Here is a 14330-nt window from a genome sequence, read left to right as displayed (position 1 = left end):
TCTTACACCGGTCCCTACGACTGACTCTCCGTCCCGAGGACGTCAGCTGCCGGTGTTCGCCGCCCGCAGCCGGGGCAGAACGACCAGTCCGAGCGGATCTCGTCACCGCACTCACAGAACAGCCGTCGCGAGGCCTTTTCGCCGCAGTTCGGACAGTAGACGTGCTCTCCCGCCACCTGTTCGCCACACTGTCCACACGACGTCGACACCTCGTCGGGCGTTTGCGGCCGGTCGACGGACCGATCGGCTGACGAGTCGGCCGGCGGATCGGCCGTCTCCCGGTCGCCCGTCTCGCGTCGCGTCCGATCCTCGGGAGTGTCGCCCGCGAGCGAGACGGAGACGGTGACCTCCTCCGGACGGCCACGGCGCGTGCGCGCACCGTCGCGATCCAGTTCGTCGAGTCTGTCGGCGAGCAGTTCGTCGACGCGCCGGCGAATCAGGTCGTCGATCGCACCCGTCTCGCCGCCCGCGCCGCCACGTTCCGGCCGCTCCGCGGCCCCGAGATACGAACGCAGCGCCTCCCGCATCGCCTCGCTCTTGGAGATCTCGAGCCCCTCGAGTTGCTCGACGAGGTCGTCGTCGGCGCGGAACGTGATCTTGCTCATTCCGATGTTACAGCGACATTGACACTCCACCTATTTCAATCATTCTGCTAGTCACTGTAAGACACACATCGCCCGCTGCCGCCACGAATAATAACCCTTATGTGACCCACGGCGTCTACGTTGACGTGCGACCGCCCTTAGCTCAGACTGGTAGAGCAGTCGACTGTAGATCGACTTGTCCCCCGTTCAAATCGGGGAGGGCGGATTTTCTCCGAAAATCCGACCGACACGATTTGAACACGAGAGTCGCACGCTCGCGAGTGTAACGAGCGGGACCGTCTCTCATCTGTTCAAATCGGGAAGGCGGACTCCTCCTGCGAACGAAATCTGTCCGAGCGACAGTCCCAGCAGTCCGGCGTTTACGTGTCGTATCCGTCGAAGGAATCGGACCCCGATTCCAGTCACCGGTCCATAGTGCGGCTTCCAGCCTCAGTTTTGCTCCCGTTCGTCTCCATCGGCAACCGGCAGCGTAAACGAGAACGTCGACCCCTCTCCGGGCGCCGATTCGACCCACAGCTCCCCGTCGTGGCGCTCCACGATCCGCTCACAGAGCGCCAGTCCGATCCCCGTTCCCGCGTGCTCGTCGCGGCTGTGCAGGCGCTGGAAGATGTCGAAGATCCGCTCCTGATCCTCGGGCTCGAGCCCGATCCCCTCGTCCGCGACCGAAATCACCCACTTCTCGCCCCGTCGCTCGGCACCGACGTCGATCCGCGGCGGCTCGTCGCCGCTGTACTCGATGGCGTTGTCCAGCAGGTTCTGGAACACCTGCCGCAACTGGTCGGCGTCGCCCTCGACGCGTGGTAGCGGCTCCCGCGCGATGTCGGCGTCGTGTTCCTCGATCGTAAACTGGAGATCCGCGAGCACGTCTGCGAGCACGTCGTCCAGCTCCACCGGTTCGAGGGGTTCGCCCCGCGAGTCGACCCGGGAGTACGCGAGCAGGCCGTCGATCATCGCCTTCATGCGTTCGGCGCCGTCGACGGCGAACTCGATGAACTCCTTACCGTCGTCGTCGAGGTCGTCCCCGTACCGGTTCTCGAGCAGTTGCAGGTAGCTCGAGACCATCCGGAGTGGCTCTTGCAGGTCGTGAGAGGCGGCGTAAGCGAACTGCTGGAGGCGTTCGTTGGACTCCTCGAGGCGCCGCTCGCGCTCGATCCGTTCGGTGATGTCCTGGGCGTAGCTCAGGCCCGCGTAAATCTCGCCGTCGGGGCCGCGTAACGGGGTCGCCCACACTTTCCAGTGGCGGCCGACGACCGTCGTTTGTGTGGTGCCGGTCTCGCCGTCTTCGATAGCGGCCCGGAACAACGGCTCGAGGTCTGCCACGGCGTCGTCCGGGTAGAGGTCCGGCATCCGCGTTCCCTCGACTTCCTCGGCGCTCGGTGCGGGACCCCCCACTTTCTCGCCGGCCGCCAGCGTGTATCGGAGGTCGTGGTCGTAGACGCCGACCGTTCCGTTGGGGAACCGTTCGGCCAGCGTCCGGTGGAGTCGCTCGGACTCCGCGAGCCGACGCTGGGCCTCCCTGCGCTCGGTGACGTCGCTCATGGTGACGACCCCGCGGGTCACCGCGCCGTCATCGTCGCGGATGGGCATCCCCTCCAGTTCGACGATTCGACGTTCGCCGTCGACGGCCTCGATCTCGAGGACGTCGGGGTCGGTCACTTCCTCGCCGTCGACGACCCGAGCCAGCGTCATCTCCTCGGGAGCCACGGGGTCGCCCGAGTCGGCCCACCGCACCGTATACCGCTCGTACTCTTCGACGGAGCCGGCGTCGAAGACGTCACCGCCCCAGATCTCGTGGGCGACGTCGTTGGCATCGACGATCTCGCCGTCGGCCTCCGCGACGACGACGCCGACCGGAAGGACGTCGAATAGGGCCTCGAGCTGCTCCGTGTGGCGCTCGAGTTCGCGCTTGTGACGCTCCCGCTCGGTGACGTCGCGGACGACGCCGACGCGGCCGACGTCGTCGCCGATCTCCAGCGGCGTGAGCCGGCTCACGACTGGAATTGCCCCGTCGTCGGTCACCAGCTGCTCCTCCAGTTCGGCGACGTCGGTCTCGCCCTCGAGCATCTCTCGCTGGAGGTCGTCGCCCTTCTCGATCTGGTCTTCGCGGAACGCGGCCGACGCGTGGCTTCCGATCAGCGACTCCCGATCGGCGCCGACCATCGACGCGAACGCCTCGTTGACCGTGATGAACCGGTTGTCGCCGTCGAGAACGTAGACCCCCTCGCCGATCGTTTCCACGATCCGCCGGTACTGCTCGAGTTCCCGTTCGCGCTCCTTGCGTTCGGTGACGTCGGCGATGATCCCCTCGATGACGGTACGGTTCCCATCGTCGCGGACGCTGCGGCCGTAGTCCCTGACCCATCGCCGGTCGCCGTCGGCGGTCTCGATGCGGTACGTTTCCGAGAAGGTGTCGTCCTCGTCCACCGCCTGCTGGACGCTCTCCCATAGCGTCTGGCGGTCCGTATCGACCATGACGTCCTCGCCCCAACTGACATCGCCGCGCTCGAGGGCGTCGGCGTCGTAGCCGGTCAGCGGCTCGCAGGCGTCGCTGACGAACTCCATCGGCCACCCGCGTTCGTTCTCGCAGCGATAGACCATCCCGGGGACGTTGTCCATCAGCGTCGAGAGTTGGCGCTCGTACTCGCGACGCTCGGTGACGTCCCGGACGATACCGGTGAAGTACCGCTCGCCCCCGTACTCGACCTCGCTGAACGAGACCCCCAGCGGGATCTCCGAGCCGTCGGCCCGAACTCCGGGGAGTTCGACGTAGTCCCAGTCGAGGGTCCGGTCGCCGCTCTCGAGATACCGGGTCAGCGCCTCGCGGTGGCCGTCCGCCAGCCCGTCCGGCATGAGCGTCGTCAGCGACTCGCCGACCAGCTCTTCCGGATCGTAGCCGAAGACGGTCTCGACTGCGGGGTTGACCGTCCGAACCGTGCTGTCCTCGTCGATCGTGACGATCACGTCGCTGGCCGCCTCGGTGAGGGCCCGGTACTGCTCGAGTTCGCGGTCGCGCTGTCGATGCTGGCGTCGTTCGCCGACGTCCTGTACGACGGCGATAGCTCCCTGCAGTTCGCCGTCGTCGGTCAGCGGTCCGACTCGGACCGCACAGGGGTTCGGGTCGCCCTCCGCGGTGTGAACCGCCAGTTCGAGGTCGAACGGCTCGACCGGTCGATCGTCCGTCGCGAGTCGGTCCTCGAGTCGCTCGGTATCGGACGCGGAGAGCACGAGCGAGACGTGTTCGCCGAGGAGGTCGTCGCGAGCGTAGCCGGTCAGTTCGAGGAGGTCGTCGTCGACTGCGAGGAATCGGTCGTCGGTATCGAGCTGGCAGACCGCCTCGTCGACGGTGGAAACCAGCGTTCGAAATTGCTGGAGCGCCGCTTGCTCGTCCGCGTCCTCCCATGCGTTCACGTCAGCGGCCCCCACCCGTTCGCTCATATGACCGGAAGAGATCGTCGAGTCGGATAAATTCCTCGACGATCGGCTCGAGTCGCCGGTGACGCCGGTGAATTCGATTGGCGGGTTCGTGACGGCCTGCAACGCTGCTCCCGCACCGGCCGCGTACGGCAGTCGCGTGCTCACCGGTCGTCGCTGGTCCCGTCGACGGCCGGCAGCGTGAACGAGAACGTCGTCCCCTCGTCCGGTTCGCTCTCGACCCACAGCTCTCCGTCGTGCCGTTCGACGATGCGTTTACAGAGCGCGAGACCGATGCCCGTCCCCTCGTGTTCCTCGCGGGTGTGCAACCGTTCGAACACCTCGAAGATGCGGTCGGTATCGTCGGGATCGATCCCGATGCCCTCGTCTGCGACCGAAACCGTCCACATATCGCCGTTTCGTTCCGCGTCGACGCGGATTCGTGGCGGCTCGTCGCCGCTGTACTCGATGGCGTTGTCCAGCAGGTTCTGGAACACCTGCCGCAACTGGTCGGCGTCGCCCTCGACGCGGGGGAGGTCCTCGACCGTGATCTCGGCGTCGTGGTCCTCGATCCGGAACTGCAGGTCCGCGAGGACGTCGTCGACGACCCGCTCGAGGTCGATCGGTTCGAGCGGATCGCCGCGCGTCGTGACTCGAGAGTACTCGAGGAGGCCGTCGATCATCGCCGTCATCCGCTCGGCGCCGTCGACGGCGAACTCGACGAACTCGCGGCCGTCGTCGCCGAGTTCGTCCCCGTACCGGTCCTCGAGCAGCTTGAGGTAGCTCGAGACCATCCGCAGCGGCTCCTGCAGGTCGTGAGAGACGGCGTAGGCGAACTGCTCGAGGCGCTCGTTGGATTCCTCGAGTTTCCGCCGGTACTCCCGCCGCTCGGTGACGTCGCGGAAGTAGACCGACACGCCGCTCTCGGATGGGTACAGGGTCGCTTCGATCCAGAACCCGAGCCGTTCCGAGTAGTGTTCCAGATTGATCGGTTCCTGACGCTCCATCGCCGCGTCCAGGCGCTCTCGCGTCAGTTGGGTCTCCGCCGTCCCCGGGAACACGTCCTCGAGGCGTTCTCCGAGGAGTTCGTCTTCGGTGACCTCGAGGAGGTCCGCCGCTCGGTCGTTGACGTGGGTGAACCGCCCCTCCTCGTCGAGCGCGTAAAACGCGTCGGAGATCCGGCCGAACACCTCGCTCAGTTCGCTCTCGAGTACCCGCTGGCGTTCCTTCAGCTCGGTGATGTCCTCCCCCGCGGTGACGATTCGATCGATCTCGCCGCGCTCGTCGGCGATCGGGACGGCGTTGATCGACAGCCAGCGTCGGTTGCTGTCCGGGCGTTCGACCTGTAATACGCGATCGGACACCGACTCGCCCGTCTCGAGCGCCCGCACGGACGGATACTCGTCGGCCGCCAGTCGTCGGCCCTCCTCGTCGTAGATCCGCCTGTCCTGTAGGGAGAACGATTCCGGATCGTCGACGTCGAAAATCTCCGCGGCGCGGTCGTTGATCCGCGTGACTTCCCCGTCGGCGTCGAGCACGAGCCCGCCGACGGGAATGGTGTCGAGGATCCGGTCGGTCAGGTCGCGCTCGCGCTCGAGGCGTCGCTCGTGGCGGAACCTGTCGAACGTCGCCTCGAGGCTCGAAGCGACGACTCGCGCGATCATCTGATCGCCCTCGTCGAAGGCGTCGCGCTTCTCGGAGCTGATGAAGGCGACGCCGTGGTCCCCGATCGGCAGGACCATCTCGCTACCGATCGGCGTGTCGGGATCGTACGCGTCCGGAGCGGCGCCCACGTCGGCGTAGAACGCCGGTTCGCCCGACTCGAAGACGCGCCAGGCGATCCCCTCGTTCGGCTCGAACGTCGGCAGGTCGCCGAGCAGGCGCTCGGTCGCCTCGGTCCAGCTCGCGGGCCGAAGCGCCGCCGCGTCGGCGTCGTAGAGGTAGATCCCGTTGAGCGTCATCCCGAGGATGTCGCGGAGGTGGTCCAGGGCCCGTTCGGCGACCGCCGCGCGCGAGGACTCCTCGAGCCACTCGCCGACGGCTTCGTTCAGCCGTCGCAACTGTTCGGCCCGGCGGTGATCGTCGGTGACGTCGTAGTAGAGTTCGACCCGGCCGCCGGCGTATCGCCCCGATTCGATCGGCCGGCTCCGGTGCTCGAGCCACCGTTCCTCGCGGTCGGGGCCGGGCGTGACGTGACAGTCGAACCGTTCGTCGTAGCTGTTGTCGTCGTAGGTGGCCAGAACGGTATCGGCGAAGGCGTCGCCGTCGGCGACGCGGTCGCGGATCTCCTCCTCGATCAGTTCGCGTTTGTCGCGACCGATCGCGGCGTCCCGGTCGAACCCGAAGTACTCGCCCGCGGTCTCGTCGGCCCAGGCGACGTCGAACGACTCGTCGAGCACGAAGACGCCCACGTCGGCCTCGTCGAGAACGCTGGTGAGCGTCTCGTAGGAGCCACGCGTCGTCTCGATCCGTGCCTGGCGCTGTTTCCGATCCGAGACGTCGCGGGCCACGCCGACCGTTCCCCGGAACGTGCCGTCCTCGATCAAGGGGCTGACCCGCAGTTCGATCGGCACTCGGCGCCCGTCGGCCGTCTCGATCGAGACCTCGAAGACGCCGGCGGCGTCCCGATCGGTCGATAGCTCTTCACGGATCTCGCGTTCGATGCGCTCGAGGTCGTCGTCGTCGAGAACCAGCGAGACGTGTTCGCCGAGCAGATCGTCGCGTGCAAACCCCGTCGTCTCGACGATGATGTCGTTGACCGCGACGAAGTTACCCTCGGCGTCGAGCTGATAGAGGCCGTCGTCGATCGTGCTCACGAGCGTCCGGTAGCGCTGGAGCGCCGCGCTCTCGTCGACGTCGCCCCAGAATCCACCTCCGGTGGCGTCCGCTCGTTCACTCATATGGATTGTACTCAGGCTCCGTCCGGAAAAGTCACCCGTACGCGACGGCGATTCGAAATTCGAGTGGATCACCGATCCGAAGCGGCTCGCCGTCGGATCGAGTCAGGGGGAAGATTCACGCTAATTGGTATCATGTGTGTCAACATGACCGAACGGGATCCGTTTCCCCAGAAGGACGAGCGCTTACCGAGCAGCCAGATAACGACCGGTGCCGGCCGCGCGCCCCAGCGAGCGATGTTCCGGGCGATGGGGTACGACGACGAGGACCTCGCCGCCCCGCTGGTCGGAATCGCCAATCCGGCCGCCGAAATGACGCCGTGTAACGTCCACCTCGACGACCTCGCTGCCGGCGCGAGCGACCGCCTCGACGAGGGCGGGATGCCCGTCGAGTTCGGGACCGTCACGATCTCCGACGCTATTTCGGTCGGTACCGAAGGGATGAAGACCTCGCTGATCTCCAGGGAACTGATCGCTGACAGCGTCGAATTGGCGGCAATCGGCGAGCGGATGGACGGGCTGGTGACGATCGGCGGCTGCGACAAGAATCTGCCGGGGATGCTGATCGCGATGGTCAGGACCGACCTCCCCTCGGTCTTCGTCTACGGCGGGACGATCCTCCCGGGCGCGTTCCGCGGCGAGGACGTCACGATCCAGGACGTCGGCGAGGCCGTCGGCTCGCACTTCGCCGGCGAGATAACCGACGAGGAACTACTGGAACTCGAGCGCACGGCCTGTCCGGGTGCCGGCTCGTGTGCCGGAATGTACACCGCGAACACGATGGCGGCACTGAGCGAGGCGCTCGGACTGTCACCGCTCGGCTCCGCGTCGGCCCCGGCCGAAAGCGACGAGCGGCTGGCGGTCGCCGGACGCGCCGGCGAGATCGCCCTCGAGTGCGTCGAGCGGGATCGTCGGCCGAGCGACGTCCTCTCGCGGGCGTCCTTCGAGAACGCCATCGCGCTCCAGACCGCGCTGGGCGGGTCGACCAACGGCGTCCTCCACCTGCTGGCGATCGCCCGCGAAGCGGGGATCGACCTCGAACTCGAGGACTTCGATCGTATCTCCCGCGAAGTCCCCCACCTCTGTGACTTCCGACCGGGCGGCACCCACGTGATGGCCGACCTGCACGAGAACGGCGGCGTCCCCGTCGTCCTCCGGCGACTCCTCGAGGCGGACCTGATCGACGGCGACGCGACGACCGTCACCGGCCGGACGATCGCCGCGGAACTCGAGGCGCTGGATCTGCCCGCCGCCGACGCCGTCGACGAATCGGTCGTCCGCCCGCTGTCGAATCCGGTCCACGACGTCGGGGCCATCGCCGTCCTCTCGGGGAACGTCGCGCCCGATGGCGCGGTGTTGAAACTGACGGGCAACGACGCCGACGCCTACAGCCACACCGGCCCCGCTCGCGTCTTCGAGAGCGAGGAGGCGGCCGCCCGGTTCGTCCTCTCGGGCGACCTCGAGAGCGGCGACGTCATCGTCATCAGAAACGAGGGACCTCGCGGCGGTCCCGGGATGCGCGAGATGGTCGGAATCACCGCCGCCATCGTGGGACAGGGCCACGAGGACGACGTCGCGATGCTGACCGACGCGCGGTTCTCCGGGGCGACTCGCGGCCCGATGATCGGCCACGTCGCCCCCGAGGCGGCCGTCGGCGGGCCGATCGCGGCCCTCGAGGACGGCGACGAGATCACGATCGACGTCCCCGAACGGACCGTCGCGGTCGACCTCGACGACGGGCAACTGGCGGCGAGACTCGAGGATCAGTCATCGCACGACTCTCCCGAAATCGGCGGCGTGTTGGCCCGCTACGGCGGTGACTTCGGTTCGGCCGCCGCCGGTGCAGTCACGAACCCGGCGTTCCGCGACGAGTAGGCCGATAGCGCGGCAGATCCGCCGGTCAGTCGTCGTCGGGAGAGAGTCCGGAGACTTCGTCGTCGTCGTCTACGGGCGTAAACGCCATACTACCACACTGACAGCCGTCCCGTCGCCCGATCGGTCGGAAGTCGCCGTCGCCGATCTCGAGCGCCGCGTAGAGTGCCCCGCACTGTTCGCACATGGCGATCGTTCGTTGGTGCTCGTCGTCCCCCATGCGTCTCGTCTTGCGGTCTCGAGAGCGGCTATATGAATCCATCTCGAGTACGGAAGCGACACCAGTGCTGTCGCGACCGCAGTGACAACAGGCGATCGTGCCGGCGCGCGATCGTTTCACAGGCGATCGCCGGCCGGTCGTTTTTCCCTCGGCCCGCGATAGCACCGGCTATGAGCGAGGGTGGCCCAGACCGCGACCGCGCACAGGACCGCGCCGAGCAGCGGAAAGCCGAGCGGGCCGAGACGACCGAGTCGATCCTCGCGGAGGTGGAACGAGACCTCGGCGAGGTCGAGTATCCGATCACGAGCGAGGAACTCGCCTCGGAGTACGCCAGCGAACCGATCGACATGCCCAACGAGACCGAGTCGCTCGGGAGCGTCTTCGATCGGCTGGCCGGCGAGCAGTTCGACACCCCCGAGGAGGTCCGCGAGGCGGTCTACGGCGAGATCACCGGCGAGGCCGGCAGTCCCAACGAGGCCAACGCCGAACGCGACCTCACCAGGCTGGACGAGGAGAAACAGGGATCGCTCGGCGAGAGCGGCGGGAGCACGTACTGAGTCCGAGTCGGAAACGGCGGTCGCTTCGGTTCCCGGTCGGGCCGCCGCTCGAACGACCCCGGCGGTGACCGCCGTCATCGTCGACTCGCGTCGCGCCGCCGATCGCCGTCACGTGCCCCGATTGTCAGAGCAGAACGGATTTACGTCCCGGTCGCCTTGTCTCGCGTATGGATTACGAAGCGAGTCTCGACCGAGCCATGGAAGACGTTCCGGACATCGGGGGCGACGAAGAGCGACTGCAGATCCCCGACGCCGAGACCCAGAAGGACGGCGCCTTCACGCGGTTTACGAACCTCGGCGAAATCGCCGACGTCCTCTCGCGCGAGGACGAGCACCTCCACCGGTTCGTCCAGCGCGAGATGGGGACCAGCGGCAAGTTCGAGGACGGCCGCGGCCGATACAACGGGACCTTCTCCGAGCAGGACTTCGACGCGGCCGTCGACGCCTACGTCGACGAGTACGTGCTCTGTTCGGAGTGCGGCCTGCCGGACACCCGCCTCGTCCGCGAGGACCGCACGCCGATGCTTCGCTGTGACGCCTGCGGTGCGTTCCGCCCCGTCACCAAGCGCTCGACCAGCAGCCAGCAGCAACAACAGCAGGAGGCCGTCGAGGAAGGCAAGACCTACACCGTCGAGATCACCGGCACCGGCCGCAAGGGCGACGGCGTGGCCGAGAAAGGGGAGTACACCATCTTCGTCCCCGGCGCCGCAGAGGGCGACGTCGTCGACATCTACATCAAGAACATCTCCGGCAACCTCGCGTTCGCTCGCCTCGACTGAGAGCGGCCGACCGCCGATTATCGAAGGCTGGCGGTTATCGAAGGCTACCGATCGTTGACGACTGCCGATTATCGAGTGCCGTTTTCGCGACCGCGCCCCGCCATCGGAGCCATCCGTCGCTCCTCCTCGGGGAGTCGAACCACTTTCTCGCGACCGAGTCGGTAGCGCTCGATCGCGCCGTCGTCCTCGAGCGACGAGAGGAGTTCGCTGAGGGTCGACGGCGACCAGCCGTACTCGTCGACGAAGCGCCGCTGTTTGATCCGACCGCCGTGGTCGGCGAGGACGGCCCGCACGTATTCGGACGGCAGCCACCCGTACTCGAGGATTTCACCGCGACTCGTCGGCCCCGTATCGGGGTCGAGCGGGTCCGCGTTCGAATCGGCGCGCGACTCGAGCCGTGTCGCAGTATCGCGGCCACGATCCGTTCGGCGGCGACGTTCGGTGCGGCCGCCGTGGTCGGAGCCGCCGCGTTCGTGCTGCCGGTCGCGGTGTGGACCGTCGTCGGTCCGGTGACCGCCGTCGGGGGTATCGGAACGGGGGCTGACGCGGACCAGCGAGCTGATCGTTCGAAGACCGGCGCGGACGGTGCGCCGAACGCGGCGGACGACTCGGGAGGGAGGGGATGATCGTCGGGACATAGGGCGGAGCTACGATCCCTAGCCTGACTGTCGTCGTTACAAATCTTTTCCACCGTCGACCGCCCGTCGCCCCGCGCATATCGCGGCGTTAAAGTCAACTTGCGTTAGTACCGCTGACGTGGGAGTATCGTTCGACCTCTTCGGGACGCTCGTGACCGCCGATAGACCGTCCGATCCGGCCGCAGCAGTCGCGGCCGAACTCGAGCGCCGCGGCGTCGACGTCCCCGACGACTGGGCCGACGCCTACGCGGAGAGTCACATCGACGCCCCGGAGGGAGCCGAGGTACCACTGCCGGCTCACGTCTCGCGCGCGCTCGAGAGCCGCAACGTCGACTACGAGCGCAACGCGGCCCGACGGGCGGTCGTCGCCGCCTTCGATCCCGCCGTCGAGACCAGACCGGGCGCCCGCGAGGCCGTCGACGCCGCCCGCGAGCGCGGTCCGGTCGCGATCTGCTCGAACTGCAGCGTCCCGGAACTGGTGGGCCGCACCCTCGTCCGCTCGGCTTTCGAGCGCGACGAGTTCGACGCCGTCATCACGAGCGTCGGCTGCGGGTGGCGCAAACCCGCCCCGCAGATCTTCGAACTCACCGCCGACCAGGTAGGGGTCGACTCGAGCGACCTCGTTCACGTCGGCGACGACCGGCGGGCCGACGGCGGCGTCGAGAGCGTCGGCGGGACCGCGCTGCTGCTCGCGGACCACCCGCTCGAGACGCTTCCAGCGCGACTGGCCGAGCGGGAGGAGTCACAGCAGTCATGACCACGCGCGGGGACGACGACACTGTGACCCGGACCGGGACGCCGCTCCTCGAGTTCATCGGGGGCAAAACGGAGGCACGACCGTGCTACTGACGATTATCGCGCTGTTCGGACTCGCCTTTAGCCTCGACCTATTGGTCGGCGAACCGCCGACCCCGGCCCACCCGGTGGCGTGGTTCGGCCGCCTCGTCGGCGCGCTCGACCGAGAGTGGGCCGCCACAGAGCGCGGCCAGCGACTGGCCGGCGTCGGGATCGCGCTCCTCGCGCCGCTGGTTCCCGCCGGGGCCGCCGCCGGCGTCGTCCTCCTCGCAGGGGCGTACTCCGCGCTCGCCGCCGCGGTAGTCGCCGGCGTCGTCCTCTTCCTGACGACCAGTCTGCGCTCGCTGCTCGAGTTGACCCGCGCGGTCGTGGACGCCACTGCGGACGTCGCGGCGGGTGAATCCGAATCCGAATCGGATTCAGGCGACGGATACGGACCCGATTCCGGCGACAAACCTGGACCGGATTCAGGCGACGGCCTCGAGGCGGCCCGCGAGCGGGTCCGCGGACTCGTCGGTCGCGATACGGCCGGGCTCTCGGCGGCCGAGATCCGCAGCGCCGCGGTCGAGAGCGCCGGCGAGAACCTCGCCGACGGGCTGGTCGCGACGCTGCTTCCCTTCGCCCTCCTCGCGCCGCTGTCGCTGCCCGCCGCCGCGGCCGCCGCGGCGTGGGTCAAGGGTGTCAACACGCTGGACTCCATGCTCGGCTACCCGTCGAAGCCCCACGGCACCGCGAGCGCGCGCCTCGACGATCTCGTGATGTGGCTTCCGGCCCGGCTCACGGCGGTCGCGATCGCCGTCGCCGGAGTGGACCCGCTCGCGCTCCGGCGCGCCGCCGAGTGGGCCCGCGACCCGCCCTCGCCCAACTCGGGGTGGCCCATGGCGACGCTGGCCTGCGTCCTCTCGGTCCGTCTCCGGAAGCGGGGCGTGTACGACCTCAATCCCGCGGCCGACCTGCCGACGGCCGCCGACGCCGAGCGGGCTATCGCCGTCGTCGGCCGGGCGGCCGTCGTCGTCGTCCTCTTCACCATCGCTCTCGCGGCGGCCGTGACGGCGCTCGCGCCGCTCGAGGCCGGGCAACCGATTCCGACGGATCCGACGGCCGGCGTCGGCGTCGCGCTCGGCGCGGGCCTCGCGTTCCTGGGCGACCCCCTCGCGGTACCCGCGTGGCCGATCCCGAAGCCGGAGGTGGTGTTCGCGTGATCGGGGGGCCGTTCGGCGCCGTCCGCGGCGCGCTCAGCTTTCTGACGCGGCTCCCGGTCGGGTACCGCGACGGCGACTGGATCGCGTTTCGCTCGAGGCCGGCGGCGTTCCCCGTCGTCGGCTACGTCGCGGGCGCGCTGGCCGCGCTCCCCCTGCTCGCGGCCGGTGCGCTGCCGGCGCCGACCGTCGCGTTAGGGTATATCCTCGCCGTTTACGCGGTCCTCGGGATCCACCACATCGACGGGATCGCTGATCTGGGCGACGCGCTCGTCGTCCACGGCGACGTCGACCGGCGCCGCGAGATCCTGAAGGATACCACGACCGGCGTCGGCGCGCTGCTGGCGGTCTCGCTCGTCGTCGCGGCGCTCGCGCTCGGGGGACTCGCCCTCGCCGGGCTTCCCGCGTTCCGGGCGGTCGGCGTCGCGGTCGCCGCCGAAGTCGGGACGAAACTGGGGATGGCCGCGATGGCCTGTTTCGGCCGCGCGAGCTACGAGGGGATGGGCCGGCAGTTCACCGCCGCCGCGACGCCCGGTCGGTTCGTCGCACCCGCCGCCGTCGCCCTGCCAGCCGTCGCGCTGACCTGGCCGACCCCGACCGCGGCGGTCGCCCTCTGCGGCGCGCTCGCGGGGATCGCCCTCCCCTGGTACTGGGCGAATCGCTTCCTCGGGGGGATCAACGGGGATATCTTCGGCGCGGCCAACGAGATCGGCCGCGTCGTCGGCGTTCACGCGGGGGTGATCGCGTGGACGCTGTTGTGATGTGCGGCGGGAAGGGGACCCGCCTCGAGAGCCCGCACGAGAAACCCCTGCACCCGATCGACGGCACCCCGATGGTCGACCGCGTGCTCGCGGGCCTCGAGGAGAGCCGCGTCGAGGGCGTTTACGCCGCCGTTTCGCCGAACACGCCCGAGACGCGAGCCCACCTCGAGGCCACCGCCGGCGTCGAGCCGATCGAGACGGCCGGCGACGGCTACGTGGCCGACCTGATCGCCCTGCTCGAGCGCTCCGCCCTCGAGCCGCCGATCTGCACCGTCGCGGCCGACGTCCCGCTGCTCGCGGGGGCCGGGATCGACCGAATACTGGCGGATTACGACGGTAACGACGCCGACGGACGCGACGCCCCGTCGATGACCGTCGCCGTTCCCGTCGCACTCAAGCGCCGACTCGGCGTCAGCGTCGACGCGACGCTCGAGTCGGCCGACCACCTCGCGCCGACCGGGGTCAACGTCGTCGGCACCGCGGACGACTCCAGATCCATGACACACCGCAGCTACGACCCACGACTCGCGATCAACGTGAACCGACGCGAAGACGCCCGAATCGCCGCCGAGCGGTTGTCCACGGAGGGCCGATAA

12 protein-coding genes and 1 tRNA gene are annotated in these 14330 nt (G+C 68.5%); 8 read left to right on the top strand and 5 right to left on the bottom strand.

The window, feature by feature from the left end:
* Positions 1-14: 14 nt before the first annotated feature.
* The gene (locus J0X25_RS21265) at positions 15-605 is read right to left on the bottom strand and encodes a double zinc ribbon domain-containing protein (protein ID WP_207289447.1); all 591 of its coding nucleotides are present in this window, start codon (positions 603-605) and stop codon (positions 15-17) included.
* A 131-nt stretch (positions 606-736) separates the two neighbouring features.
* Between J0X25_RS21265 and J0X25_RS21260 the strand changes: the two genes are divergently transcribed.
* Positions 737-810: transfer RNA gene (locus J0X25_RS21260), tRNA-Tyr, on the top strand.
* Between the two features lie 224 nt (positions 811-1034).
* Here J0X25_RS21260 and J0X25_RS21255 read toward each other — a convergent pair.
* Positions 1035-4040, bottom strand: coding sequence for a PAS domain-containing sensor histidine kinase (locus tag J0X25_RS21255; protein ID WP_207289446.1), 3006 nt, complete (start codon positions 4038-4040; stop codon positions 1035-1037).
* A 140-nt stretch (positions 4041-4180) separates the two neighbouring features.
* Complete coding sequence (locus J0X25_RS21250; protein ID WP_207289445.1) at positions 4181-6916, bottom strand: PAS domain-containing protein; 2736 nt, start codon at positions 6914-6916, stop codon at positions 4181-4183.
* Positions 6917-7060: 144 nt separating this feature from the next.
* Here J0X25_RS21250 and ilvD point away from each other — a divergent pair, with 144 nt between their 5' ends.
* Positions 7061-8788 carry a dihydroxy-acid dehydratase gene (ilvD, locus tag J0X25_RS21245; protein WP_207289444.1) on the top strand — a complete coding sequence of 576 codons (1728 nt, stop codon included), beginning with the start codon at positions 7061-7063 and terminating at the stop codon, positions 8786-8788.
* 25 nt (positions 8789-8813) lie between these two features.
* Here ilvD and J0X25_RS21240 read toward each other — a convergent pair whose 3' ends face one another.
* Positions 8814-9005, bottom strand: a complete 192-nt coding sequence (locus tag J0X25_RS21240) for a hypothetical protein (protein WP_207289443.1) — start codon at positions 9003-9005, stop codon at positions 8814-8816.
* Between the two features lie 170 nt (positions 9006-9175).
* Here J0X25_RS21240 and J0X25_RS21235 point away from each other — a divergent pair, with 170 nt between their 5' ends.
* Positions 9176-9562 carry a DUF5789 family protein gene (locus tag J0X25_RS21235; protein WP_207289442.1) on the top strand — a complete coding sequence of 129 codons (387 nt, stop codon included), beginning with the start codon at positions 9176-9178 and terminating at the stop codon, positions 9560-9562.
* A 167-nt stretch (positions 9563-9729) separates the two neighbouring features.
* Complete coding sequence (locus J0X25_RS21230; RefSeq protein WP_207289441.1) at positions 9730-10341, top strand: translation initiation factor IF-2 subunit beta; 612 nt, start codon at positions 9730-9732, stop codon at positions 10339-10341.
* Positions 10342-10409: 68 nt separating this feature from the next.
* Here J0X25_RS21230 and J0X25_RS21225 read toward each other — a convergent pair whose 3' ends face one another.
* A complete protein-coding gene (locus tag J0X25_RS21225; RefSeq protein ID WP_207289440.1) occupies positions 10410-10979 on the bottom strand; it encodes a helix-turn-helix transcriptional regulator in 570 nt (189 codons plus the stop codon).
* Positions 10980-11097: 118 nt separating this feature from the next.
* Here J0X25_RS21225 and J0X25_RS21220 point away from each other — a divergent pair, with 118 nt between their 5' ends.
* From J0X25_RS21220 to J0X25_RS21205, 4 genes are all read left to right on the top strand, one after another.
* Positions 11098-11736, top strand: a complete 639-nt coding sequence (locus J0X25_RS21220) for an HAD family hydrolase (RefSeq protein WP_207289439.1) — start codon at positions 11098-11100, stop codon at positions 11734-11736.
* An 82-nt stretch (positions 11737-11818) separates the two neighbouring features.
* Entirely contained in the window at positions 11819-12976 is a 1158-nt protein-coding gene (locus J0X25_RS21215) for a CobD/CbiB family cobalamin biosynthesis protein (protein ID WP_207289438.1), read from the top strand.
* Entirely contained in the window at positions 12973-13734 is a 762-nt protein-coding gene (gene cobS, locus J0X25_RS21210; RefSeq protein WP_207289437.1) for an adenosylcobinamide-GDP ribazoletransferase, read from the top strand. The genes J0X25_RS21215 and cobS overlap by 4 nt, the downstream gene beginning before the upstream one ends.
* Positions 13734-14330: an NTP transferase domain-containing protein gene (locus J0X25_RS21205; RefSeq protein ID WP_207290838.1), complete on the top strand. Its 597-nt coding sequence runs from the start codon at positions 13734-13736 to the stop codon at positions 14328-14330. Before cobS ends, J0X25_RS21205 begins: the two co-directional genes overlap by 1 nt.

This window comes from Haloterrigena alkaliphila, from assembly GCF_017352155.2.
Taxonomy (GTDB): Archaea; Halobacteriota; Halobacteria; order Halobacteriales; family Natrialbaceae; genus Haloterrigena; species Haloterrigena alkaliphila.
This window is presented reverse-complemented; position numbering and strand designations above follow the sequence as displayed.

Coding starts and splice junctions, on each gene's coding strand:
- J0X25_RS21265 (WP_207289447.1), bottom strand. CDS start 605: ATGAGCAAGATCACGTTCCGCGCCGACGACGACCTCGTCGAGCAACTC.
- J0X25_RS21255 (WP_207289446.1), bottom strand. CDS start 4,040: ATGAGCGAACGGGTGGGGGCCGCTGACGTGAACGCATGGGAGGACGCG.
- J0X25_RS21250 (WP_207289445.1), bottom strand. CDS start 6,916: ATGAGTGAACGAGCGGACGCCACCGGAGGTGGATTCTGGGGCGACGTC.
- ilvD (WP_207289444.1), top strand. CDS start 7,061: ATGACCGAACGGGATCCGTTTCCCCAGAAGGACGAGCGCTTACCGAGC.
- J0X25_RS21240 (WP_207289443.1), bottom strand. CDS start 9,005: ATGGGGGACGACGAGCACCAACGAACGATCGCCATGTGCGAACAGTGC.
- J0X25_RS21235 (WP_207289442.1), top strand. CDS start 9,176: ATGAGCGAGGGTGGCCCAGACCGCGACCGCGCACAGGACCGCGCCGAG.
- J0X25_RS21230 (WP_207289441.1), top strand. CDS start 9,730: ATGGATTACGAAGCGAGTCTCGACCGAGCCATGGAAGACGTTCCGGAC.
- J0X25_RS21225 (WP_207289440.1), bottom strand. CDS start 10,979: ATGTCCCGACGATCATCCCCTCCCTCCCGAGTCGTCCGCCGCGTTCGG.
- J0X25_RS21205 (WP_207290838.1), top strand. CDS start 13,734: ATGTGCGGCGGGAAGGGGACCCGCCTCGAGAGCCCGCACGAGAAACCC.